Below are 22164 nucleotides of genomic sequence, written 5' to 3'. Positions count from 1 at the left end.
GTCACGCAGGCGGCCGCGCTGCTCGCCGCGGTGCCGCTGGCGGCCACGGTCGCCCAGGCGCCGGTCACGCAGGCGCCGGCAGGCAACCCGCTGGCCCAGGCCTCGGGCAATCCGGTGGCCGGCACGTCGGCACTCGATGCCGGCGGCCCGGTGCGCGCCGAGCTGAGCGGTACCGGCACCTACACCGCCGAGGGACCCGGACTGCGCCGCCGCGAGCGGCTCAGGGTCGGCGCCCGGGAGCTGGGTCAATGGATGCTGGCCATGGCGCAGGGGCGTGTGCTGCTGGTGCGCCCGTACGACGACGATACGCCGCGGGAAATCGCCAAGGCGTCGCAATGGCTGTTCTGGGTGCTCGCGATCGTCGCCTACGGCTCACTGGGCCTCGTGCTGGTCAGCTTCCTGCTGAGCTTCAGCGAGCTGCCGGCAGCACCGACCCTGCGTCGCTGGACAGGCGAGTTCGCCTGGTCGGGGCTGCTGGCCGCACTGGGCGCCTGGTGGCTCGGGCGCAAGCTCACGCGGGGATCCGGCCCGCCGCGGAACTGAGGGCCCGGCCCCCACGCCGGTCCCGGACCGCCCCGCGCACGGGCGCGCGCTTCAACGGGCGACGAGCCCGCCCTCGCCCAGCACCACCCGTTGCAGATCCACGCCGTTTCCGCGCAGCCCCTGGCGCACGCTGGCCGACAGCGCCTCGAGCGCCCGGGCATTGCGGTCTCGCTTGAGCTGCTGGTACGACAGCGCCGACACCATCGTCAGATAGGCCGTGCGCTCGGCTTGGGCCTGCTTGGCGGCGTCGCTCATCGCCGCGATCTCCGGCACCGCGGCCAGCGGTCCGATCAGCTGACGCCGCACCGCCCGCTGGCCTGCCGGCGCGCTGCGCGAATCGCGATCGTTGACCACCTCCCACGAAATCAGCAGGTGCGCGGCGAGCACGTCGCCGAGATTGGTGGGGTCGTAGCCGTAGCGCCGCAGGATGGTGTCGAACTCCCGCATCATCCGGCCCGACCCGATCAGCGCCTCGAGATCCGCGATCTGCTGCGGAGTGCGACCGAAGGCCTGGATCGTTTCCTGGCGGACACGCGCGCTCACCGCAGGATCGCGACGGAACGACAGGGCCGCCACCGCCTCGGCGTCGACCCGTGGCGGCGCCGGACGTGCGATGGCCTGCTGCAGCGCGCGGTGAACCGCGGCGTCACTGGCGACGGCGGGAGCGACGCCCAGGGTCAGCAGCAACAGCGCGATCCAGAACCCGGCCATCCGCGCGGATCCGGGAAGGTGGGGGACGAGCCGATTCTTCATGCGTGCACTCCTCGTGGAATCCGGATCCGACGCCTCGAGCGGGCCGGGCGTCTCAGCGTCCGGAACCCGCGCTGACGAAGCCGTCGGACGTCAGCTGGAAACCGGCCAGGTCGTTGCCCGACCAGGCCTGCAGGTCCTCGCGAAGCCGCTCGCGGAACGCGCGTGCATGGGCCGGGCTGGCGGAGTCGAACACATGCACCTCAGCATGGTGGATGACCGCGGCCAGAAGCGCGTAGACCCGCTTCTGCGCCGCGCTCTCGCTGTCGACGGCCTGCTGCTGCGCTGCCCCGATCTGCGCGAGCACGCCCTGCACCTGGGCAGGTGTGGCCTCGCGTCCGTGATAGGCCTGCCATGCCACGACGAACAGCAGCGCGTTCTCGGCACCGGGCGTTCCCTGCTCCAAGCCGAAACGGCGATACAGCGTCACGAGCAACGCATCGGCCTCCCCCGATTCGATGAACGCGCGCACGTCATCGCGCGGAAGCGAGGCGCCGGATGCGAGTCGCGAAAGCGTCCGCGATTCGATGCGCACGCCGGGGTTCTCGGCCCGGGCACCCAGTCCGGTGCGATAGGCGGCTTCCACCAGCGCCCGGTCAGGCAGTTCCTCGATGCGCGCAACGTGCGCCCGGGCTTCGGGCGCGTCCTCCGATACCGGCTCGGCATCCGAGCCGGAGCAGGCCGAGACACTTGCGAGCGCAGCAGGCAGCCAAGCCCATGCAATGGCCCGACGGCGCATGCCGCGGCCGGAATGGCGGCCGAACCCAAGGTTCGAAGGCGCAAGGCCGGGCGCCGGCACGTTCAGCGGGCGCCGCCCCGGGCGTTCGCAGCCTCCTGCCCCATTTCGAATGCCGCCTGCCGGGCCCATGCATTCGCGGCGCGCTCGCCGTCCCGCTTCAGACGCAAATTGTATTCGGGGGTCAGCCGATCCATGACGGCCTGGAGTTCCTGCCGGCTCGGCGCACGATGGTCACTGGCGCGCGTCGCGCCGGAACGTGCACCCGCACGCTGCTCCGCGCGGCGCTCGGCCGCATACCGGTCGGTGTCGAGCTTGAGCGGTTGGGCATAGGCCGGCGCCGTGTACACCGGCGTGACCGACACCTCCTGCGCACTCACCTCGGCAACTGCCAGCAGGCATGCGCCACAGGCGCTCAAGCGTAATGTCCGGGACACGCTGATCTTCATGAGGAGCACTCCGGTTGGGGCGACTTCTCGCCTCGGTCGACGGGAGTCTGGCACCCCCGCCGTCGACCCGAGGTCGAAACGGAACGGGGGCCCCGAAGGCCCCCGTGTCACGCCGGCATCGCTCCACCTTCGCGGTGGAGGACGCCCGATGAATCCGGTTGGATTCTTACTGCTTGCGTGCGACGGCGGTCACGCCTTCGCCGATGGACTTCAGCGCGGTGCTCGAGGCATTCGAGAGAATGCTGAACATCTGCGACTCGGCCTGGAACGCGGTCAGCGTCGTCTGGAACTCGCGCGTGTTCTGCTCGCGTCCGGCCTGGTCGTTTTCCCCCAGCCCGTCGAGTTCGGCGTTGAGGTCGTTGAGCTTTTCCATCATCGTTTCCATCTTGACCGCGCGGTCGCCCAGCATGCCGCCCAGCGCACCGGCGAGCGCGGCCAGCCAGCCCTTGCCACCGCCGCCGGCAGCCGCGGCTTCTTCGCCCCGGTTGACCGCGTTGGTGGTGATGTTGGCGGTGAAGGTGTAGTTGAAGTCGGTCATGTCGATAGCTCCTAGGTTTGAAAACAGTCGAAATCTGTTGGACCTGGATGGCTGTGTCTGTCGCCGAGGACGTGGGCTGTCGCAAGCGGTCACGGGTCCGATGGGTCTAGATTGCGCGGCGTCCCGTATCTGGACAACTGGGGCAATCCCTAGGCCGCGTGTATTCAGTCAACGCCGGCCGATCGCGCTCGCCACGTGCGTCGGGATGAAGTGAGGCGCCGCGGTGGACGCGCCCGTCGCCGTGGCCGAACCCTGCGTCCGCAGCCACGTCCGCGCCGCGTCCTCGCCCTGCTCACGGGCGATCCTCGCGAACTCCAGCGCCCGGTTGACGCCTTCGCTGCGCAGGAGGTCGAACGCGGGGGCGAATGCCGCCGCGACCTCCCCGCTCTCGTTCCGATCCAGCAGACGGCTGTCCTCCAGCATGTGGACGGTGTCGCCCAGCGAGCCCTGCAAGGCATCGGGTTCCGGCGCGCCCGCGCCCCCGGAAATCGCGTGGTCCAGCGAGCGCCCGAGATGCGACAGCATGAACTCCCGCTCCCCGGCATCGATACTCGCGACATCGCGCAGAAGCGCGTCGAACCTGCCGAGCATCTCGGCTTTCATCTGTTCCCGGGAGCCTTCATCGCTGGAGTGAGTGGACATCTGATCGATTCCTCTTTCGTCGAGTGCTGGCGGTCGGCCGCGCAGCTGGATACGCAAGGACCCTGCTCGCGCCGGCGCATGTGCGCTGCGGCGGCACGCGGGACCTGCACGTCCCGCAGCCTACCCCCGAAGCAGGGAAGCCCGCAGTGAACGACTGCGGGCTTCGCCGGTGTCACGGATCGCCGAGCGCCCTGATCAGGCCTGGGCGCTCATCTGGACCGAGGTGAGCGAATCCACCATCCGTCGCGCATCCTCGCCTTCACGCTCGCCCATCGCCCGCGCCTGGTCGCCGATCCATGCATCGGCCGCATCCTGGCCCTCCTCGGCCACCCGCCGTTCGTACTCGGGCACCAGCGCGGCGAGTGCCTCCTGCACGGCATCCAGCCGCTCGTCCATGTGACGGATCAGGGTGTTCTCGTCGTCCGTGGTGATGGCGCCCTGCTCGCGCAGCTGCGCGAGTCCGTCGATCCAGGCCTGGCGTTGCGCTTGGCGATCGAACGACATGGCTTACTTGCCGCCGAGGCCGAAGTTGAAGTTGAACCCGGCCGAGAAGCCCTCGCTGATGGCGCTCTGCGCACCCTGCGGCAGACCGAGGGACGAGAACATGCCGTCGAACGCCGAGCTGAAGGCCTGGCCGATCATGTCACCGAGGAAGTTGCCGATCATGCCGCCGAGCGGGCCGCCGAGCGCGGTGCCGATCAGGGAGCCGATACCGGAGAAGATGTCGCTGGACATGGTGATACTCCTGTTGATGAAAAACCGTTGGATCGAACGATCCGGAATCTCCGCGCGCCTGGCGGGGACTGGACCCGCGGCGCGACTGCGGATGTAGTCTCGTCCCAACGGGTGGCGTCGACAGCTAGGTCGTACCCCATCTAGGGCACGCCCTAGCCGCGGTGCCGCGATCGGCGCCTTGTCCGCGTGATAAAAAACACCGATGCGCACAGCCGACGAGCCGCAGCCTGCGCCACCCGCCGCGGCCTTCACCGCCGACGATCTGCCCGCGAACGGGCGCGACTACCCCGACACCGAGCACCTGCGCGCGCGTCGCCTGCGCCTGCACGGCTTCGCGTTCCGCCACGTCTTCGACCTGCTTCAGCTCGGTCGCGAGGAGCGGGTCACGCGTCTGCTGCTCGACGATCCGATCACCAGGATCGACGACGCCATGGGCCTGGTGGTGTGGGCCAACAAGCTCTACCGCGAACGCCCCGGTCTGGGGCTCTGGCACGCGCGCGACCGTGCCGGTCGCTTCATCGGGCTGTTCTCGTTGACCCCGAGCGGGGCCGCCGGAGACGTGGCGATCGGCGTGCGCCTGCTGCCGTCGGCCTGGGGCCGCGGCTATGCGATCGAAGGCGGTGCATGCCTCTGCGCCCATGCCTTCGACGGACTTCGGTTGCCCGCGCTGATCGCCCAGTGCGCGCCGGACAACCGATCGGTTCCGCCGCTGCTGGAGCGCCTCGGTTTCCAGGAGCGGGAGGCGGGCACGCAGTTCGGCAATCCCGCGCGGCGCTTCCATCTGGCGCGAAGCGCCTGGCAGGGCCTGCGGCCGCGGCGCAGCCGGCGACACGACCGCGGCGACGCGGACCGCTGATCCGGCCCGATGCGCGGTACGGCGGTCGATCCAGCGTTCAACCGTGATAATGCGGATCGATCGTCAACGGGCCGAGATTCTGCTCGGCGAAACGTCTGGCCAGTTGCGGCCCGGCCTCCCGGATCGCGTCGAAACTCTCGCGCGAGCGGCTGTCCGCACGCAGCACCCAGCCATCCGCGTTCCTGCTCAGCAGCAGATCGGTGCCGGGCAGCGTGCCATCGGACATCCGCAACAGCACCTGCCCATCCCCGCCGGGATCGCGCGCATCGTGCACGGCCATCTGCCGCACGTGGCGTTCCATCATGTCGAACAGCTGGCCCGCGTTGGCCGCCGCCGCCGCCGGAGCTGCGGCGGGCGCGCCATCGCGCAGGGCCATCTGCGCCTGGAGCATCGCGGCCGACTCCATGCCCGGCGCGTGCTGGCCATTAAACGCATTGTCGTGCTGCTGGCGGAACGTGCGGGCATCGACCACGTCGGCGAGCGAGTGCTGCTCGCGCACGGCGGCGTGCTGGTCGGCGCTCTCGGCGAGTGCCACGTCCTGCAGTTCGCCCTCGCCCGCGGCGATGTCTGCGAGCCCGCCGTCGCCGTGCATGCCCGGCAGATCGCCACGGGCCTGCTGCATCATCGAGCGGAACTGGTCGATGTGCTCCCGCGGCGCCGCCTCCTTCGCATCGACGCGCGCTTCGCGGTCGACCTGCCGGTTGCGCGCCGTCTGGTCCGGCGGCCTGGATGCGGAATCGTTGCGCTGCACGCTCATCGTCGTCTCCTGGTATCGGGCCTAGTGCGGACGCGCCAGATGATGGCGTGCCTGCATGAGGTCCTCGTTGACCGCCTCTTCGTGCCGCTCGAGCAGAGCGCGCTGGTCGCGGGTCCAGCGATCACGCCGGGTTTCGAGCGCATCCTGCCGGCCCTTGGCGCGGAAGAACGCATCGCGCGCCTCCTGCACCGCGACCTCCGCCTGGCGCACCGCCTCCTGCGCCTTGGACAGGCGCTGCCGCGCGCCGGCGATCTGTTCACCGAGCAGGTCGATGTGGGCCTCGCGCTGGCTCATCGCGGCCGGCCAGGGCACGCCCGGCGGCGGCGGGTCGAGCAGCCGCGCGCGATGCGTGCGCCGCCCGGATTCCAGGCCGCTGAGCTCGCCCTGCACCCGGGTGCGGGCCTCGACGCACTGGGCGAGCGCGCGCCGTTTCTCGAGAACCACCATGCGCGCCGCGTCGGTGCGGTGTTCACGCAGCTGCAACAGCGTCTGCAGCGGATAGCGCTTCATCCGAACATCGCCTTGAGCGCCCCGGCCGAATCGGCGAAGGGCACGAGATCGTGCTCGCCCTGCTGCAATAGAGCGCGGATCGCCCCGATCTTGTCGATGGCGATGTCAGCGTCGGGGTCGGTACCGCGCTTGTACTCGCCCAGCTGCAGCAGCAGTTCGATCTCCTGGTGCTTGGCCAGATACTTGCGGAGCTGGCCGGCCGCACGCAGATGCGCCGGATCGACGACGCGCGGCATCGTGCGGCTCAGGCTGGTCAGCACGTCGATCGCCGGGTAGTGGTAGGCGGCCGCGAGCTTGCGCGACAACACGATGTGGCCGTCGAGGATCGAGCGCACTTCCTCGACGATCGGGTCACCGCCGTCCTCGTCCTCGGCGAGCACGGTGTAGAAGGCGGTGATCGAACCGCGGTCGTTGTTGCCCGCGCGCTCGAACAGCCGCGGCAGCGCGCTGAACACCGATGGCGGAAAGCCGCGCCGCGCGGGCGGCTCGCCGATCGCGAGGCCGACGTCGCGCAGCGCGCGCGCGAAGCGGGTGACCGAGTCGACCAGCAGCAGCACGCGCTTGCCCTGATCGCGGAAATGCTCGGCGATCGCGGTGCCCACCCAGGCCGCGCGGCTGCGTTCGAGCGCGGGCCGGTCGGAGGTGGCCACCACGATCACCGATCGGGCCAGGCCCTCGGCGCCGAGGTTGTCGTGGATGAACTCGTTGACCTCGCGCCCGCGCTCGCCCACCAGCACGATCACGTTGACGTCGGCGGAGCCGCCGCGCGCGAGCATGCCGAGCAGGGTGCTCTTGCCGCCGCCGGCCACCGCGAAGATGCCGATGCGCTGGCCTTCGCCCGCGCTCATGACGGCGTCGATGGCGCGCACGCCGGTGGCGAAGGGGCGATCGATCAGGCTGCGCTTGAGGGGGTTGGGCGACGCGGCGTAGATCGGTGCGTCGACGGTGGGGCCCAGCGGTCCGGCGTCGTCGATCGGCACCCCGTGCGCATCGAGGATCCGGCCCAGCACGCCGTCGCCCACGGCCACTGCGGCCTGGCGGCCCGTGGCGTAGACCTCGGTGGTCGCGGCGATTCCATCGAGCGGCCCGAGGGGCGTCAGCAGGGTGTGCTGGCGCGACACGCCCACCACTTCGGCAGCGAGCTCGAAGGCCTTGGGCCCGGTCTCGCCCGGATTGCGCAGGTGGCACAACTCGCCGATCGCCGCGCGCAGCCCGGTCGCCTTGACCAGCGTCCCGTAGGCCTCGCTGACCCGGCCCACGCGTTCGATCGCCTGCACCGTGCCGAGCGCCCGCAGCAGCGGATCGCCCGGGTCGCCGGTGCGCACCGCATCGAGCGCGGACAGCGCCAGCTCCGGATTCATGCCGGGCCCGCCACGCTCGCCTGCGCCAGAGCGGCGCGGATCGCCTCGATCTGCTGGGCCACGCCCGCACGTACCTCGCCGGCCTCCGACACCACGATGCAGCTCAGCGGATCGAGGCTTTCGTCGTCGACCAGCTCGATCACGCCCACGCCCGGGTGCGCCTGGCGTACCGCGCCGAGCCCCTGGTGAACGCTGTCGCGCACCGAAGGATGCACGCGGATCATCAGGAACTGCTCGGCCTGCGCCGATTCCACCGCGCGCATCACCAGCGGCGGGACCACGGTGGCGGCATCGAACCCGGGGGCGATGCGCGCGACGATGGCGCAGGCCAGATCGCCGATGCGCCCCACCGCCTCGCCGAGCACCCGTGCCCGGCGCTCGTTGAGCGAGGCCAGCTGCTCGGTCATCTGCTGCTTGACGCGGTCCAGCCCCTCCGCGAAGCCGTCCGCATAGCCCTGTTCGCGGGCCTTGCGCGCGTCCTCGCCCGCCTCGGCGTACAGAGCGTTGGCGCGCTCGAGCAGGGCGTCGACATCGGCCAGTGCGTGCCACGCGTCCGCACGGACGATCGGGCCGGAGACCGACCGCTGGAACGTGCGGACCTCGAAGACGGTCGCGGCGCCCTGGGTCGGAGAAGTCGATTGGCTCGGCTGGGTCATGAACGCGTCCGTCGGGTCACGTCGATCACGCCGCGATCGCGCGGCTCTGGTGGTGGGTGTGAACGATCAGGACCGGCTTCTCGGGCAGGTGGGGCGCTGGCGCGTCCGACGGGGCGCCCAGCAGCCGCGCCCACTCCGCCAGGGCCGGTTCGCGCTGGCCTGCCCAGGCCTGCAGCTCCGCCTCGCCCTGACGTGCGAGCAGCGCCGAGAGCGTCGACGACTGCCCGTCCTCCAGGGCACCGGCGAGCTCGCACGCCAGCCTCGATTGCAGCGCGGGCTCGACCTGCGCGTCCCATACGCTGCGGTCGATCGCCAGGAGATACCCGGTGCCGAGCTCGGCCTTCAGGCGGCGCACCGGCTCGCGCCGGATCTCGGCGCGGATGGCGGGGGCGAAGGCGAGCGTGCCGAGATCGCGGTGCAGTGCATCGAGCCGCGGCCGGCTCCAGCGCGCGATCAGCCCCGACGCGTCCTGCAGTCCGGGTGCCAGCAGGGCCTGCCCCGGCCCCTCCGCCAGCCATGCCGCGAGCATGCGCCTGCCGAGCGCGCTCGTACGGGCGCGCGCGAGCAGTGCATCGTCCAGTCCGGGGACCGCGGTGCGATGCCATGCCGGATGCACCTCGGTGAGCAGGGCCTGCAACATTCCGGGTCAGCCCTGCCAGAGTTTCGGCGCCGGCTTGTCAGCAGGCGGCGTCTGACGCGCGCGCAGACGACTGCCGAAGGCGAACAGCAGGCCGAGCCCGAGCACGACGAAGGCCGCGATGCCGATCGCCAGCGGACTCATGGCGGACAGCGCCATCGCCGGCCCGCCGGACTGCACCGCCTCGGGCGGTGCCGGCATCGCGACGAACTTCACGGACACCTGATTGATGTCGGTCAGGCCTTCGACGCCGTCCTTGACCACGATCTTGATGTCGGCCTCGCGGTCCCGGACGCTCGCACCGGGCTGCTCGAAGATCCACACCGCGGCCGAGGTCTTGCCGCTCGAGCCGCCCAGCGGATCGCGCTCCGGCAGGGCGATGTGCACACGCGCATTCGCCACCCCCGGCAGCAGGGTCAGCGTATGGGTGATCTCCTGCTGCAGACCGTGGATGTAACGTCCGCGTTCGTCGGTGGCCGACGACGCGAAGCCTTCCTTCTTGAAGATGTCGCCCAGGGTCTGGAACTGCTCCCGCGGCAGGCCGCGGGCGGTCAGTACGGCCATCGCCTGCGGGATGTCGCCGTCGGCGACCACCACGTCCCAGCCGACCTTGCTGGCCGACGGCCGCTTCTTGGCCTGGATGCCCGAACCGAGCAGGGCGCCCATCATCTCGTTGGCCTGGCGCTCGTCGAGCGAGCTGTACAAGGCATTGCCGCTGCATGCGGCGAGCACCAGGCACGCCAGCATCACCATCAGCGCCCTGCGCCAGCCTCCGCGGTTGGAATTGCGCATTCCGCTCACCTCGTTGGTCAGGACTGCTGGCGGAAGAGCTGCTGGATGCCATCCGACGTGCGGTTGGCCACGTTCGAGGTCATTTCGCACTGGAACAGGAAATGATGGGACTTCATCGTCATCTCGATGACCTGGGCAGGCGTGAGTTCGCCGGTGTTCTGGGTCATCGTCTTGGCGAGGTCGTTGATGCTCTGGGCGCCGCCGTTGAGGTTGTCGACCGCCGACATGAGCATGCGCATGCCTTCCGACGGTTCCGACGGGCCTACATTGGCGACGTCCTGCGGCGCGTTCGCCGAAGGCGTGCCGGCGCGGCTCATCGCCTGGGCGAATTCGCGCACCTCGTAGGCGGCGGCGACGGGTTGTCCGCCTGCCGCTGCCGCACCCTGGGCTGCGGGCTCGATACCGACGGCCTGGATCGCGTCGACCATGATGATCTCCTTGCTGTCTGCGTGGGCCGGTTACTGCTTGCGGCCGAGGGTCTCCAGCGCCTGGCCGACGCTGTTCTGCGAGGTCGAGGCGTTGTTGGACAGGAACTGCATCTTCAGGCTCTCGGCCGTCAGCGCCACCACGTTCGAAGGCTGGTCGCCGCCGTTGCCGATGACGTCCGACAGGTTGGTGATCCGGGTGGCCTGGGCGTCCAGGGTCTGGCCCCAGGCGCGCGACATCGCCGCGTACCAGCTGTCCGAACCGCCCGTCGCACCGCCGGCACGGGTGCCGCGGCCGATGCTCTGGTCGTTGTGCATGCTGGCGCGGCCGATGAAGTTGCCGATCGCATCGGGGGAAATGGTGGTCATGCGCGTACTCCTTTGACTGGAAGGGGACTGCTGCGGGGGAACGGGATCACGGGGCGCGATGCGGGGCTTACTGGGAGCCCGACGGTGCGTCCTCGCCGGGGGACACGGCGGTGCGGGAGGTGGCGCTGGCGATCACCGCCCCGAACCTCGCATCGTCCTGGTTCGCGCCCGCCGGCTCGACCTCGGGGTCTGCCGGCGGTGGGCCCGGGACGACCTTCACCAGCTCGCCGGTCCCGGCGAGCACGTGCGCGAACTCGCCGATCGAGATCAGCGTGCCCTTGCCGGGGACCGTGTCACCCGGCACGAAGCGGCGGCCGTCGGCGTCCACCAGGTGGGGATCGTTGCCCCGGACGATGGACACGATGTGCGCGGGCGCCGGGGCTTCTGCCGCGGGCGGACCGCCGGCGGGCGTCGTGCCGGCCGGTGTGCGCGGCAGGATCCGGGTGACACCGCGGATGTCGGCGACCGCCCGCGAGCGCACCAGACGTTCGATCTCGTCGCCGTCCTCGAACTCGCCCGTCACTTCGACGTCGCCGTTGCCGGCGTAGCGCGCACGCACCGGAATACCGTGGCCGCGGAACATCTCGGCGACATCGCTGGCGATGTTTTCGCCGCTGCGCAGCTGCAGGTTGGCGTCGATGCCTTCGGCCTGCAGCTGTGCACGCAACCGGTCCAGGCCTTCGCGGCTGTCGATCGCACCCGTGACCGCGGGACGGCCGTCCACCCCGTCGACGATCTCGACGTTGGCCACGCGGTGTTCGGTCATCAGTGCCGCCAGCCGCTCGCGCGCATCGACCGTGCGCTCCGGCGCAGGCAGCACGGCCGCGAAAATCGCCAGCGACGCCAGCGAGAGCGCGGCCACGCCGGCAATGAGCGGCAGGCGCCGCACCAGGGCGGGCCGTGGCGGCGGGGTGTCCTCGTCCGGCCCGAACACCGGCACGAAACCGTCCCAGGCGGGGTCGTCCTCGCGTCCGAACGCGATCGCGGCCTGGCCGATACGGACCGGCTGCACCGCGGACAGTTCGACCGGATCACCCGGCTGGATGCGCTCGCCGCCGATCTCCACCGGCGCATCGAGAGCACGCACGAGGAACCTGCCGCCGACGAGCGTCAGCAGGGCATGGTGGTGGGCGACGCCGTCGTCGGCCAGCACGATGTCGCAGTCCTCGCCGTTGCCGACGAGAATCATCTCGTCGCGGCCGAGCACGCGGCTGGCCCCCGAATGCAGGCCATCGACGATGCGCAGCACCTCGTCGACGGCGGGTGTGTCAGATGTCTGGATCATGAGTGTCCTCGCTTCGCGTACGCGCTGCCTGCAACCACGGAAACCGCAGTGGTCCGGCGGCGCATGTCCCGGATGGAAACGACCTGGTCATGCATTGATCTGCCCCGCCTGCACGATGCGCAGGTCCGGCGCGAGTTCCTGGTACGAGAGCACCGGCAGATCGAAGAAATCGACCTCCAGCAGCTTGCGCAGATGCCTGCGCACGTCCAGCGAACACAACAGCACCGGGCGGATTCCGGTGGTCTGCCGGCCCAGGTGCGCACGCACCTCGTTGCCGAGCCGACCGGCCAGTTCCGGGGAGATCGCCAGCTGACTCGCACCGCCCGCCACGCGGACCGACTGCCTCAGCTTGTCTTCGAGCTCTGGATGGATCAACAGTACATGCAGCGTGCGCTCATCGTCTGAATAGCGATCCGCGATCTCGCGCTTCAAGGCGACGCGCACGTATTCGGTCAACAGCACGACGTCCTTCTCGCGACCGCCCACATCGGTGATCGCTTCGAACGCGTCGCGCAGATTGCGCACCGGCACGCCTTCCTCGGCGAGCCGGCGCAGGACCTCGGCCACACGCTGCGGCGCGACCACGCGCAGCATTTCCTTGACCAGATCCGGATAGTCGCGCTGCATGCGCGCGAACAGGTTCGAGGTTTCCTGGATGCCGAGGAAGCCACCCATGCGCCGGCGGATCGAGGCAGCCGCGTGGTTCGCCAGCACATCCAACGGCGGCTGTGCGCCTTCGCTCTGCGGCGCTTCCCATGTGCCCGCGACCACGGGCGGGTAGAAACCGCTCAGACGCGACGCACCCGCGGCCATGGCCGGCTGCGGTTGCAGCCACGCATCGGCACGCAGCCGGCCGGTCGCGATCCGCGCGCCGAATGCGGTGAGCCGGTATTCGTCGGATGCAAGCGCTGGATCCAGTCGAACCGACGGCACCGGAACCGGCACGCCGTATTCCTCGCGCAGGCGCTGCGCGACGTCACCGATCCGGCTTTCCAGTTCGGCGGTGCCGAGCGCCTGTGCCAGGTCCGGTGCGACATGAAGCTGCAGCGGCGCGGGCGGCGCGAGATCGTCGCGCTCCACCGTGCGCTGCGCGGCGGCGGCCACCTCATCGCCGGTCACGCGGAAGGCCCGGCGCAGCAGTTCGAAGTCGTGGCGATAGCGCCACGCGCTCATCGTCAACAGCCCGAGGCCGAGCACCAGAAACACCGCCCACGGGAACCCCGGCACGAGGGTCATCAGCAGTGCGAGCAGTCCGGTGATCAGGATCACGCGCGGCTGGCCCGACACCTGCCGGGTGATCGCATCGCCGAGATGCCGGTCGTCGATCTCACCGGTGGTCCGGGTGACCACGAGACCCGCGGCGATCGTCGCGAGGATCGCGGGAATCTGCGAGACCAGCCCGTCGCCGATGGTGAGGATGCTGTAGACACGGGTGGCATCGGCCAGCGGCATGCCACGCTGCAGCACACCGATGGCGAGACCGCCGAGCAGGTTGATCAGGATGATCACGATGCCCGCGATGGCGTCGCCCTTGACGAACTTCATCGCACCGTCGAGCGATCCGTGCAGCTGGCTCTCGGTTTCGAGCAGGCGGCGCTTGCGACGTGCCTCGTCCTTGTCGATCAGGCCCGAGCGCAGGTCGGAATCGATCGAGAGCTGCTTGCCGGGCATCGCGTCCAGGGTGAAGCGCGCGGCGACCTCGGCCACGCGCTCGGCACCCTTGGCGATGACGATGAACTGCACCACGGTGATGATCAGGAACACCACCATGCCGACGACGAGATTGCCGCCTGCGACCAGCGCGCCGAAGGTCTCGACGATGTGGCCGCCCTCGGCGTTGAGCAGGATCGACCGGGTGATCGCGATCGAGATCGCCAGACGGAAGAGCGTGGTCAGCAGCAGCACGCTGGGAAAACTGGAGAAGGCGACCGGCGTCGGGATGTAGATGCCCAGCAGCAGCAGGCCGAAGCCGATCGAAATGTTGACCGCGACCAGCATGTCGATCAGCACCAGCGGCAGGGGCAGGATCATCACGCTGATGATCGTCACCGCCGCGAAGGCCAGGACGACGTCGCTGTAGCCGAGCTTCTGGCGCGGCGCGGCGCCGGCCGGGGCGCCGGTCAGGGTCGCGAGCAGGGCCCTCACGACCCGCCGCCTCCGCGGCGCACCGGAAGCCTGCCCGCACGGGCCGCGCCTGGTCCGCCATCGTGATGGACGGTGGTGTGGCCCCGCATTCCGGAGTGCATTCGCCGCATCTGCCCCTGACCTCGTGCGTCACATTGTGCCAATCTACGATAGCTCGTCGATGTTATCCCGACATAAAACCCACGTTGCAATGGTGTTCCAGCGACGCTAGCTCAGGGCGCGGTCGCGAATCCGTGATCGTGTGATGTCGGAAAAACCCCAAGCGTCACAGTGACTTAACGATTGGCGTCGATATTGGCCGTGCCGGGGGGAGCCAGATCGGCGCCCGAAATGTGTTCAGGAGCGACGTCGCCGATGTCCAGATCTGTAATGAACGTCACGGATTGGGCCCCGACCCCGATTGCGAAGACCCGACCCCCTCGCGCCTTGACGAGCACGACCCGCTCCCTCGGCCCGACCGGCAGGATCTGCAGCACCGACAGCGGCGTGTCGCTTCCCGACAGCCCGTACCGCCGCCGGACCAGGCGCAGCAGGAAGATCAGTCCGGCGATGATCAGCACCAGGGGCACCAGGATCGCGAACATTTCGCCGACGAACGAATCACCGCCGACTACGGCTGGCGCCGGCGCGGCGGTGGAAGCATGGGCATCCACCAGGCAAGCGAGCAGCGGCGCGAGCGCGAGCACGCGCGGACGGCGCACCGCAGCGGACCGAGCGGGACGGTGTGCAGCAGAAAAGGCAGGATTCATGGCGACTCGCCGGGACGGCACCCCAGCGGTGCCGGCGTACGTTAGCGCAGGGTCGGACCGCCGATGACCCCGCCCAGGGCCGCGGCTCGCCGCGCTGGCACGATCGCAGGCCCCGATCCGGCGGGGTCCGCCGGGCTTACCGCGGTTCTCGACGCGGTTCCGTTCGCCTGCGCCGCGTTCGATCGCCGCACAGGGGCCCTGCAAGCCGCCAATGCGCGTTTCCAAGGGGATCTCGGCACCTTGCCCGGCCACGCACAGCGCGATGCGTTGCTCGCCACGCTGCACGGCGATCTCACCGGCGAGGCCCGCGGGGACGAGGTCCGCGCGCCGGGCAGCGGTCGCTGGTATGCACTGCACTGGCGCGATCTCGACGTGGACGATGTGCCGCTGGCGCTGCTCACGGCGGTGGACATCAGCGAGCGCATCGAAACGCTCGATTCGCACAAGTCGCAGCAGGAGAAGCTGCTGTTCACCTCGCGAATGATGTCGGTCGGGGAGATGGCCGCCACCCTCGCCCACGAGCTCAACCAGCCGCTGGCGGCGATCGTCAACTATCTCAACGGCAGCCTGCGGCTGGTCGAGCAGGCGGGCGGGCCGGTCCAGGTGGAGCGCGCGCTGACCGCCGCGCGCACCCAGGCCGAGCACGCGGCGGCGGTGATCGCACGCGTGCGCGAGTTCGTCCGGGCACGCGAGCCGCGTCGCGATGCGCAGGATCTGCCATTGATCGTCGACACCGTGCTCGAGCTGCTCCGCCTGGAGGCCGAGCGCCAGCAGCTGCGGATCGAGCTCGCGCTCGCCCCTGCGCTGCCCCAGGTCTACGCCGACCGGGTGATGGTGGAGCAGGTACTGCTGAACCTGGTCAAGAACGCCATCGAAGCGATGCGCGAGGTGCCAGCGGCGCAGCGCGGTCTGCGCATCGAGGCGCGGGTGAACCTGGACGACGAGATCGAGGTGCGCGTCTGCGACCGCGGACCCGGCCTCAGCCAGGCCCAGAGCGAACAGCTGTTCTCCCCCTTCTACACCACGAAATCCGACGGCCTGGGGATCGGCCTGGCGATCTGCCGCTCGATCATCGAGTACCACGAGGGGCGCCTGTTCTTCGAGGCGCGCGACGGGGGCGGCAGTGTCTTCGGCTTCACCCTGCCGACGCCCGACAGGAGGCTCTGACATGCCCGCCACGCCCTGCGTGTACCTCGTCGACGACAACGACGGCTTCCGCGATTCGACCGCGTGGCTGCTGGAGACCGCCGATTTCGAAGTGCGCGCGTTCGCATCGGGCACGGCGTTCCTGACCGTCTACGACAACACCCGCCACGGCGATGGCGAGTGCCTGGTCTCCGACATCCGCATGCCGCAGATGAGCGGACTGCAGCTGCAGGACGAGCTGCTGCGTCGCGGGTCGACCCTGCCGCTGGTGTTCGTCACCGCGCACGGCGACGTGCCGCTGGCGGTGGAGGCGATGCGCAAGGGCGCCTCCAACTTCCTCGAAAAACCCTTCAGCGACGATGCGCTGATCGATGCCATCCGCACCGCGCTGTGCCGGGAACGGGTGCAGACCGGCTCGCCGCCCAATGCACTGCTCGACAAGCTGAGCCCGCGCGAGCGCCAGGTGCTCGACCTCGTGGTCGCGAGCAAGCCGAACAAGATCATCGCCGACATCCTCGGCATCAGTATCAAGACCGTGGAACTGCACCGGGCGAACATGATGGGCAAACTGGGCGTGCGCTCCCTGCCGGAACTGATGAAGGTGGCCCTTGGACATGGTTGATCCGCGGGCGGCATCGACCGCCTCCGCAGCGCCGGCGCCCCTGCGCGGGCGGCTCGCGCAGTTGAGTCCGGTGCAGGCCGATGTCCTGCGCGACCTGCACCGGCGTCCCCGCCGCTGGACGACGGCCACCGGCACCGTGCAGCTGCGGGCGATCGCCCGCGGAAACGATGCAGGGCTGTTCGAACTCGACGCCGATGGCGTCCGTATCGGCGTGCGCCTCGCCGCCCCGCCGGCGTCGGCGGGTGGCGAGGACGCGCTGCGCTGGCAGGACCGCAGCGGTCGCGCCCGGCTGCTGGCCTGGGCGGTCGAGCACGAGACGGTGCTGGTGCGCCTGGGTGAGGCGCTCGGCACGGCCCTGCGTCCGGTCGCCGAGACCTGCGCCGCGGACGCATCCGCGATGTGGCTGGCGTTCGAGCTGCATCCGGGCAGCGGCGAGGCCGGGGACGTCTGGTCGGGAACACTGCGCGCGCCTGTCGCCTGGGTTGCGGCGCTGGTGGCACGCAGCACGGGGCCGGGGCACCCGGTGGCTCTCGGCCCGTGGCGCCAGTGGCCCGCACCGGTCCGTCTCGCGCTGGCGGCGCCGGCGCTGACCATGGCCGAACTGCGCAGCCTGCGCCCGGGCGACGTGATCGTCGTGGGCACCCCGCGCAACCCGCCCCTGCATGCCACCGTGGCCGGCCTGCGCTGGCCGTTGCGCCATACGCCCGACGGCGCGCGTATCGATGGACCGCCTGCTTCTTCCCCCCGACATCTGGAGACCGTATCCATGGCCGAGCCCGACAGCGACACCACAGGCACCGATGCCCCCGCCGTGCCGGAAGATCCGGCGGCGCGCCTGCCGGTCGAGGTTGAATTCGAACTGGGCCGGCTGGACCTGCCGCTCGGCGAGGTGGCGGCGCTGCAGCCGGGTTACGTGTTCGCGCTGCCGCTGCACCTGGAGGGCACGAATGTGACCATCCGTGCCAATGGCCGGGTCGCCGGCCAGGGCGAACTGGTCGCGGTGGGCGAGACGCTCGGAGTCCGGCTGGTGGCCTGGAGCTGACGGATGGATTTCAGCACCTTCTCGCCCGCGCTCGTCCTGGTGACGGTGGTCAGCCTCGCGCTGGCGCCGTTCGTCGCGGTGATGGTGACGTCCTTCACCAAGATCGTCGTGGTGCTGAGCCTTCTGCGCAACGCGCTCGGTCTGCAGCAGGTGCCGCCGAACGTGGTCATCAACGGCCTCGCGATCGTGCTGTCGATCTACGTGATGTACCCGGTGATCCTCGACGTCAACGCCGCCGTGCAGGCCCGGCTCGAGGGGCGGCCGCCACCGGCATCGGTGCAGCGTCAGATCGATGCGCGTGCGCGCCAGCAGGCGATCCGCGAAGGCCGCCCGATCGAGGTGCGGCCAGAGGAGACGACGCCTGCGCAGGCCGGGGATCCGCCGCCCGCCAGCCCGGCCGCAGCCGACGGCCTGGCGGCCGAAGCCGAGGCGCGGAGCGCGCAGGACGCGCCGGATCCGATGTTCAGCGCGGTACGCGGCGGCTCCAGCAACGACCCGCGCCGGGAACCCGCGGTGCCGGCCCTGGCCGAGGAGGTGACCGGCGGCCCTGCGCCGGCGCCGCCCCCGCCGTCCGGCGGCACCGCGTTCGACACCAATCGCCTGCTGACCATGGTGGATGCGGGCAAGGAGCCGCTGCGCACCTTCCTGATCCAGCACTCCAGCGATTCGGAACGCGCGTTCTTCCTGCGCAGCGTGCAGCGGATGCTGCCGCCCGAACGCCGCGCCGAACTCACGCCGGACGACTTCATCGTCGTCGTGCCGGCGTTCACGGTCAGCGAGCTCACCGCCGCGTTCCAGATCGGCTTTCTGATCTTCCTGCCGTTTCTGATCATCGACCTGGTGGTCGCGAACATCCTGCTGGCGCTGGGCATGATGATGCTCTCGCCGACCACGGTCTCGCTGCCGTTCAAGCTGCTGCTGTTCGTGCTGATCGACGGCTGGGCCAAGCTGGTGCACGGCCTGGTCCTGACCTACAGCGTGGCGAGCTAGCCGTGGCGCCGTGCAGACACGCAGCCAGCGCGGGATCCGCGCCGGCAGGCAGCGACGACGCGGGCCCGCACGTGCGGGTGCGCGGCGGCGGTCCGTGCGCCCCGGCGCGCCAATCCACGCGGAGCGGGTGCTAGATGGGCGACGTCCTCGAGTTCACGAAAGAGGCCCTGTGGCTGGTGCTGCTGCTGTCGGGGCCACCGGTCGCGGCTGCGGCGCTGGTCGGCCTGGTCGTGGCCTTCCTGCAGGCCGCCACCCAGCTGCAGGAGCAGACGTTTCCGTATGCGCTGAAATTCCTGACCGTCGTGATCATGCTGTTCGTGACCGGCTCACTGATCGGCGGCACGCTGTACGTCTTCGCGGACCGCATCTTCCTCGATTTTCCCGGCCTGGTCCGGCGCTGAGGCGTGTTCGATTTCGCCCAGAATCCGCTGCTCGCGCTGGCGCTGACGCTGCCGCGCATCGCCGGCGCCTTTCTGATGTTGCCCCTGCTGACCACCGAGACGGTGCCGGCGATGGTGCGCAACAGTTTCCTGGTGAGTCTGGCCATCGTCGCGATCCCGATCGCGCTGGCCGGCGCGCCGCCGATGGAGGCGGCGGGCACTGCGCACTGGTCGGCGATCGTGCTCAAGGAGACCTTCATCGGCATCTCGATCGGCTTCTGCTACGGCATCGTGTTCTGGGCGATCAGTTCCGCGGGCGTGATCATCGACACCCAGGTGGGCATGTCGATGGCGCAGATCTTCGATCCCGTGCAGGGCCACCAGACCTCGCTGCATGGCGAGTTCCTGTCGCAGCTCGCAGCGTGGCTGTTCATGGCCAGCGGAGCGTTCCTGGTGTTCCTGGACCTGCTGATGACCAGCTACACCGTGTGGCCGGTGATGAGCTTCTTTCCCGACATCCGGATGAGCGGCATGGCGTTGTTCGTCGGCCAGTTCAGCTACCTGATGACCGCGATGCTGCTGCTCGCCGCACCGGCCATCGTGATCCTGCTGGTCATCGACCTGTCCTTCGGCCTGGTCAACCGCTATGCGCCGCAGCTCAACGTGTTCGCGCTGACGATGCCGATCAAGGCGTGGCTGGCGACGGCGATCCTGCTGCTGATGCTGGGCGTGTTCGTCGAGGTGGTGATGCGCAGGCTGGTCGACAACAGCGGGCTGATCAATGCGCTCAAGGGGGCGTTCGGGGGGTAGTGGTTCGTCTCGGGGGCGCGTTGCGTTCCACTTTGATGGCGGCGGGATCTCCGCCGGCGTACGTGCCGTTTCCGCGCGATCGCGTGAAGCCGCATTGATTCGCGCGGGCGTCGACTCCGCCGTTTGGCCTTGCGCGGGTTCTGGCCATGGCCGGGGCCGTGACGTTGGCTTCGGCTTTGGCTTTGGCTTTGGCTTTGGCTGTCAGTCTTTGATCTTTCGAGCCGTAAAGCGAGCCGAGCACCGGAGCCTGGCGTGGCCGAAGAGCAGCCCATGTCTGAGCGAAGCGAGTTTGGGCTGCGTGCCGCGTCAGGCGAGCACAGGGGACCGGCGCGGCGCAGCCGCGTCGGCTCGGGTCCGGCGATGGCGGTTTGACTCGCGCCTTCGGCACTCGCCCTTCGGGCCGGCTTCGCCGTTCGCCAGCGCCTTCGCGCTGTCGTGCTTACTTTTGACAAGACAAAAGTAAGCCGCGCGAACAGCGCGGAAGCTCTGTTCTTCGCGAATCATTGGAATCGGGCGCCAGCGGGTGAACGAAGCGAAGCGACGCACGTGCACGGCTTTCGCCCGCTTGCGCGTGCGAGTTCCTTTTTGAAGGACCAAAAAGGAACCAAAACGTCCCTTCGCCGGACGCGATCCGCCGCGATACGGCCGCGGCGGGCCCCTGCGCTTCTCGGACGACGGGGCACATTGTCACCTTCACGGTGACGCAGCCCAAACTCGCTGCGCTCAGACACGGGCTGCTCTCCGGCCCCGCCGTCCTGCGGTGCTCGGCTCGCTTTACGGCTCGTCAGATCAAAAGCGAACAACCACAGCAGCGGCAACAGCAACGGCAACGGCAACAGCCACAGCCACAGCAAGTAAAAAAGCCCGACAAGCGTCAAGCACTGCGACGAAAGTAGTGCGGAGCCGTCAACCCGACAGGTCACGCGGCAAGCGCGTCGTTACACACAACCACGCGCAGCGTCAGCGCATCGGATCCCGCGGATCCTCGAAGCGTTCGGTGATGTCTGCATCGTCCGCCAAGGGCGACGCGGGCGGTGCGTCGTCCGGCAGGCCGATCTCCGTGCGCATCTCCGCCGGTGGCACCCATTCCGGCGGCTCGGGCCTGAGTTCGCCCTGGCGCATGCCCTCGGCCCAGTACAACACCTGGGCCACGGCTTCGAAGAAATCGTTGCCGATGTAGTCGTCGATCTCGACCCGGGCATTGAGCCCGCGTGCCAGCGGCACGTTCTGCAGGATCGGCACGCCCGATTCCTCGGCCACGCGCCGGATCTCCTCGGCCATGTGGCCCTCACCCTTGGCCACGACCAGCGGCAGGTCGTCCACCCCCTGCTCGTACTGCAGGGCCACGGCGATATGGGTGGGATTGGTCACGACGACACTCGATCCGCGCACGGCGTTGAGCATGTTCTGCTGCGACCATTCCTGGTGCAACTGCTTGCGGCGCTGCTTGACGTAGGGGTCACCCTCGTTCTCCTTGACCTCCTGCTTGATGTCGCGCCGGCTCATGCGCAGCTTCTTGGTGTACGAGAACTTCTGGTACGAGGCGTCGAGCGCGGACACGAAGAAGAACACGAAGATCGTCCAGATGCCGATCCACTTGAGCGCGTGCCAGATCGCGCTGCCGATCGCCGCGGGCTGCGCGAAGGGCAGGTGCAGCAGGCTCGGGATCATTCCCCACAGCACGTAGCCGCCGATGCCGACCAGGGCGACGCTCTTGATGATCGACTTGACCAGCTCGATCAGGTTATCCATCGAGAACATCTTCTTGATGCCGCTGACCGGATTCATCTTGCTCACGTCGGGCGTGACCTTCTTCATCGTCGCCACCGGCCCGACCTGCAGGAACTCCACCAGCAGCGCCAGCAGCACCGCCAGCAGCAGCAGGGGCAGGGTCATCGCCAGGAGGGTCTGCGCGGCCAGCGGCACGATTGTGCGCAGGGCCTGGTCGAAGGGCTGCGCCATCACCACCAGGGCCTGCTCGAACAGACCGCTGACCCGCCGGAACATGAAGCCCATGAGCATCCAGCCACCGGCCAGCCAGCCCATCACCAGCACGGTGCTGGTCAGTTCCCGCGACTTGGCGACATTGCCGTCCTTGCGCGCGTCCTTGAGCTTCTTGCTGGTCGGTTTTTCGGTCTTGTCGGCGCCTTCGTCCTGCTCGGCCATCGGCCGCTCCGGTATCTGCGGGCCCGGCGAGGCTAGCATGGGCATCCGCGTGCCCCGTGAGTGCAGCGCTGCA

The 22164-nt window shown here is 69.5% G+C and carries 27 protein-coding genes; 8 read left to right on the top strand and 19 right to left on the bottom strand.

What is annotated here, in order from left to right; all coding sequences use genetic code 11:
* The coding region (locus H0E82_RS04950) for a hypothetical protein (protein WP_180544326.1) at positions 1–543 on the top strand (543 nt) is incomplete at its 5' end.
* Between the two features lie 51 nt (positions 544–594).
* Here the strand turns inward: H0E82_RS04950 and H0E82_RS04945 are convergent.
* The 7 genes from H0E82_RS04945 to H0E82_RS04915 all read right to left on the bottom strand — a co-directional run bounded on the left by H0E82_RS04945 (position 595) and on the right by H0E82_RS04915 (position 4393).
* The gene (locus H0E82_RS04945) at positions 595–1296 is read right to left on the bottom strand and encodes a DUF6683 family protein (protein ID WP_180544325.1); all 702 of its coding nucleotides are present in this window, start codon (positions 1294–1296) and stop codon (positions 595–597) included.
* A 52-nt stretch (positions 1297–1348) separates the two neighbouring features.
* Positions 1349–2032 carry a hypothetical protein gene (locus H0E82_RS04940; RefSeq protein WP_180544324.1) on the bottom strand — a complete coding sequence of 228 codons (684 nt, stop codon included), beginning with the start codon at positions 2030–2032 and terminating at the stop codon, positions 1349–1351.
* Between the two features lie 62 nt (positions 2033–2094).
* Positions 2095–2478: a hypothetical protein gene (locus H0E82_RS04935; RefSeq protein WP_180544323.1), complete on the bottom strand. Its 384-nt coding sequence runs from the start codon at positions 2476–2478 to the stop codon at positions 2095–2097.
* A gap of 166 nt (positions 2479–2644) precedes the next feature.
* A complete protein-coding gene (locus H0E82_RS04930; RefSeq protein ID WP_180544322.1) occupies positions 2645–3016 on the bottom strand; it encodes a hypothetical protein in 372 nt (123 codons plus the stop codon).
* A gap of 168 nt (positions 3017–3184) precedes the next feature.
* Entirely contained in the window at positions 3185–3715 is a 531-nt protein-coding gene (locus tag H0E82_RS04925) for a hypothetical protein (RefSeq protein ID WP_180544321.1), read from the bottom strand.
* A gap of 138 nt (positions 3716–3853) precedes the next feature.
* On the bottom strand, positions 3854–4162 hold the full coding sequence (locus H0E82_RS04920; RefSeq protein ID WP_180544320.1) for a hypothetical protein: 309 nt from the start codon (positions 4160–4162) through the stop codon (positions 3854–3856).
* Positions 4163–4165: 3 nt separating this feature from the next.
* Entirely contained in the window at positions 4166–4393 is a 228-nt protein-coding gene (locus H0E82_RS04915) for a hypothetical protein (RefSeq protein ID WP_180544319.1), read from the bottom strand.
* A 202-nt stretch (positions 4394–4595) separates the two neighbouring features.
* Between H0E82_RS04915 and H0E82_RS04910 the strand changes: the two genes are divergently transcribed.
* Positions 4596–5249 (top strand): GNAT family N-acetyltransferase, encoded by a 654-nt coding sequence (locus tag H0E82_RS04910; RefSeq protein ID WP_180544318.1) that lies wholly within the window; start codon positions 4596–4598, stop codon positions 5247–5249.
* A gap of 37 nt (positions 5250–5286) precedes the next feature.
* Here the strand turns inward: H0E82_RS04910 and H0E82_RS04905 are convergent, their stop codons facing one another.
* The 11 genes from H0E82_RS04905 to H0E82_RS04855 all read right to left on the bottom strand — a co-directional run bounded on the left by H0E82_RS04905 (position 5287) and on the right by H0E82_RS04855 (position 14935).
* Positions 5287–6006 carry a hypothetical protein gene (locus H0E82_RS04905; RefSeq protein WP_180544317.1) on the bottom strand — a complete coding sequence of 240 codons (720 nt, stop codon included), beginning with the start codon at positions 6004–6006 and terminating at the stop codon, positions 5287–5289.
* Positions 6007–6027: 21 nt separating this feature from the next.
* Positions 6028–6516 carry a hypothetical protein gene (locus tag H0E82_RS04900; RefSeq protein WP_180544316.1) on the bottom strand — a complete coding sequence of 163 codons (489 nt, stop codon included), beginning with the start codon at positions 6514–6516 and terminating at the stop codon, positions 6028–6030.
* A complete protein-coding gene (locus H0E82_RS04895; protein WP_180544315.1) occupies positions 6513–7877 on the bottom strand; it encodes a FliI/YscN family ATPase in 1365 nt (454 codons plus the stop codon). The genes H0E82_RS04900 and H0E82_RS04895 overlap by 4 nt, the downstream gene beginning before the upstream one ends.
* Positions 7874–8533 carry a FliH/SctL family protein gene (locus H0E82_RS04890; RefSeq protein ID WP_180544314.1) on the bottom strand — a complete coding sequence of 220 codons (660 nt, stop codon included), beginning with the start codon at positions 8531–8533 and terminating at the stop codon, positions 7874–7876. The genes H0E82_RS04895 and H0E82_RS04890 overlap by 4 nt, the downstream gene beginning before the upstream one ends.
* A 25-nt stretch (positions 8534–8558) precedes the next feature.
* Positions 8559–9173: a hypothetical protein gene (locus tag H0E82_RS04885; RefSeq protein ID WP_180544313.1), complete on the bottom strand. Its 615-nt coding sequence runs from the start codon at positions 9171–9173 to the stop codon at positions 8559–8561.
* A gap of 6 nt (positions 9174–9179) precedes the next feature.
* Entirely contained in the window at positions 9180–9962 is a 783-nt protein-coding gene (locus H0E82_RS04880; protein ID WP_180544312.1) for an EscJ/YscJ/HrcJ family type III secretion inner membrane ring protein, read from the bottom strand.
* Positions 9963–9979: 17 nt separating this feature from the next.
* Complete coding sequence (locus tag H0E82_RS04875) at positions 9980–10390, bottom strand: hypothetical protein (RefSeq protein WP_180544311.1); 411 nt, start codon at positions 10388–10390, stop codon at positions 9980–9982.
* A gap of 30 nt (positions 10391–10420) precedes the next feature.
* Positions 10421–10756, bottom strand: a complete 336-nt coding sequence (locus H0E82_RS04870; protein ID WP_219338408.1) for a hypothetical protein — start codon at positions 10754–10756, stop codon at positions 10421–10423.
* A 67-nt stretch (positions 10757–10823) separates the two neighbouring features.
* A complete protein-coding gene (locus H0E82_RS04865; RefSeq protein ID WP_180544310.1) occupies positions 10824–12041 on the bottom strand; it encodes an FHA domain-containing protein in 1218 nt (405 codons plus the stop codon).
* 87 nt (positions 12042–12128) lie between these two features.
* Complete coding sequence (gene sctV / locus H0E82_RS04860) at positions 12129–14186, bottom strand: type III secretion system export apparatus subunit SctV (RefSeq protein WP_219338407.1); 2058 nt, start codon at positions 14184–14186, stop codon at positions 12129–12131.
* A gap of 275 nt (positions 14187–14461) precedes the next feature.
* The gene (locus H0E82_RS04855) at positions 14462–14935 is read right to left on the bottom strand and encodes a FliO/MopB family protein (RefSeq protein WP_180544309.1); all 474 of its coding nucleotides are present in this window, start codon (positions 14933–14935) and stop codon (positions 14462–14464) included.
* Positions 14936–14998: 63 nt separating this feature from the next.
* Between H0E82_RS04855 and H0E82_RS04850 the strand changes: the two genes are divergently transcribed.
* The 6 genes from H0E82_RS04850 to sctT all read left to right on the top strand — a co-directional run bounded on the left by H0E82_RS04850 (position 14999) and on the right by sctT (position 19925).
* Entirely contained in the window at positions 14999–16102 is a 1104-nt protein-coding gene (locus H0E82_RS04850) for a sensor histidine kinase (RefSeq protein WP_180544308.1), read from the top strand.
* Position 16103: 1 nt separating this feature from the next.
* Positions 16104–16703 carry a response regulator transcription factor gene (locus H0E82_RS04845; protein WP_180544307.1) on the top strand — a complete coding sequence of 200 codons (600 nt, stop codon included), beginning with the start codon at positions 16104–16106 and terminating at the stop codon, positions 16701–16703.
* Positions 16696–17745: a type III secretion system cytoplasmic ring protein SctQ gene (gene sctQ / locus H0E82_RS04840; RefSeq protein WP_180544306.1), complete on the top strand. Its 1050-nt coding sequence runs from the start codon at positions 16696–16698 to the stop codon at positions 17743–17745. The genes H0E82_RS04845 and sctQ overlap by 8 nt, the downstream gene beginning before the upstream one ends.
* Before the next feature lie 3 nt (positions 17746–17748).
* Positions 17749–18735 carry an EscR/YscR/HrcR family type III secretion system export apparatus protein gene (locus tag H0E82_RS16985; RefSeq protein WP_328796958.1) on the top strand — a complete coding sequence of 329 codons (987 nt, stop codon included), beginning with the start codon at positions 17749–17751 and terminating at the stop codon, positions 18733–18735.
* 134 nt (positions 18736–18869) lie between these two features.
* Entirely contained in the window at positions 18870–19136 is a 267-nt protein-coding gene (gene sctS, locus H0E82_RS04825) for a type III secretion system export apparatus subunit SctS (RefSeq protein ID WP_180544305.1), read from the top strand.
* A gap of 3 nt (positions 19137–19139) precedes the next feature.
* Positions 19140–19925, top strand: coding sequence for a type III secretion system export apparatus subunit SctT (gene sctT, locus H0E82_RS04820; RefSeq protein WP_180544304.1), 786 nt, complete (start codon positions 19140–19142; stop codon positions 19923–19925).
* A 960-nt stretch (positions 19926–20885) separates the two neighbouring features.
* On the opposite strand, the gene sctU is transcribed toward sctT, so the two are convergent.
* The gene (sctU, locus tag H0E82_RS04815; protein ID WP_180544303.1) at positions 20886–22091 is read right to left on the bottom strand and encodes a type III secretion system export apparatus subunit SctU; all 1206 of its coding nucleotides are present in this window, start codon (positions 22089–22091) and stop codon (positions 20886–20888) included.
* Positions 22092–22164: the final 73 nt, after the last annotated feature.

The organism is Luteimonas deserti, assembly GCF_013425765.1.
Taxonomy (GTDB): Bacteria; Pseudomonadota; Gammaproteobacteria; order Xanthomonadales; family Xanthomonadaceae; genus Luteimonas; species Luteimonas deserti.
The sequence above is the reverse complement of the archived record's forward strand: the minus strand, read 5'-3'. Positions and strand labels throughout refer to the sequence as shown.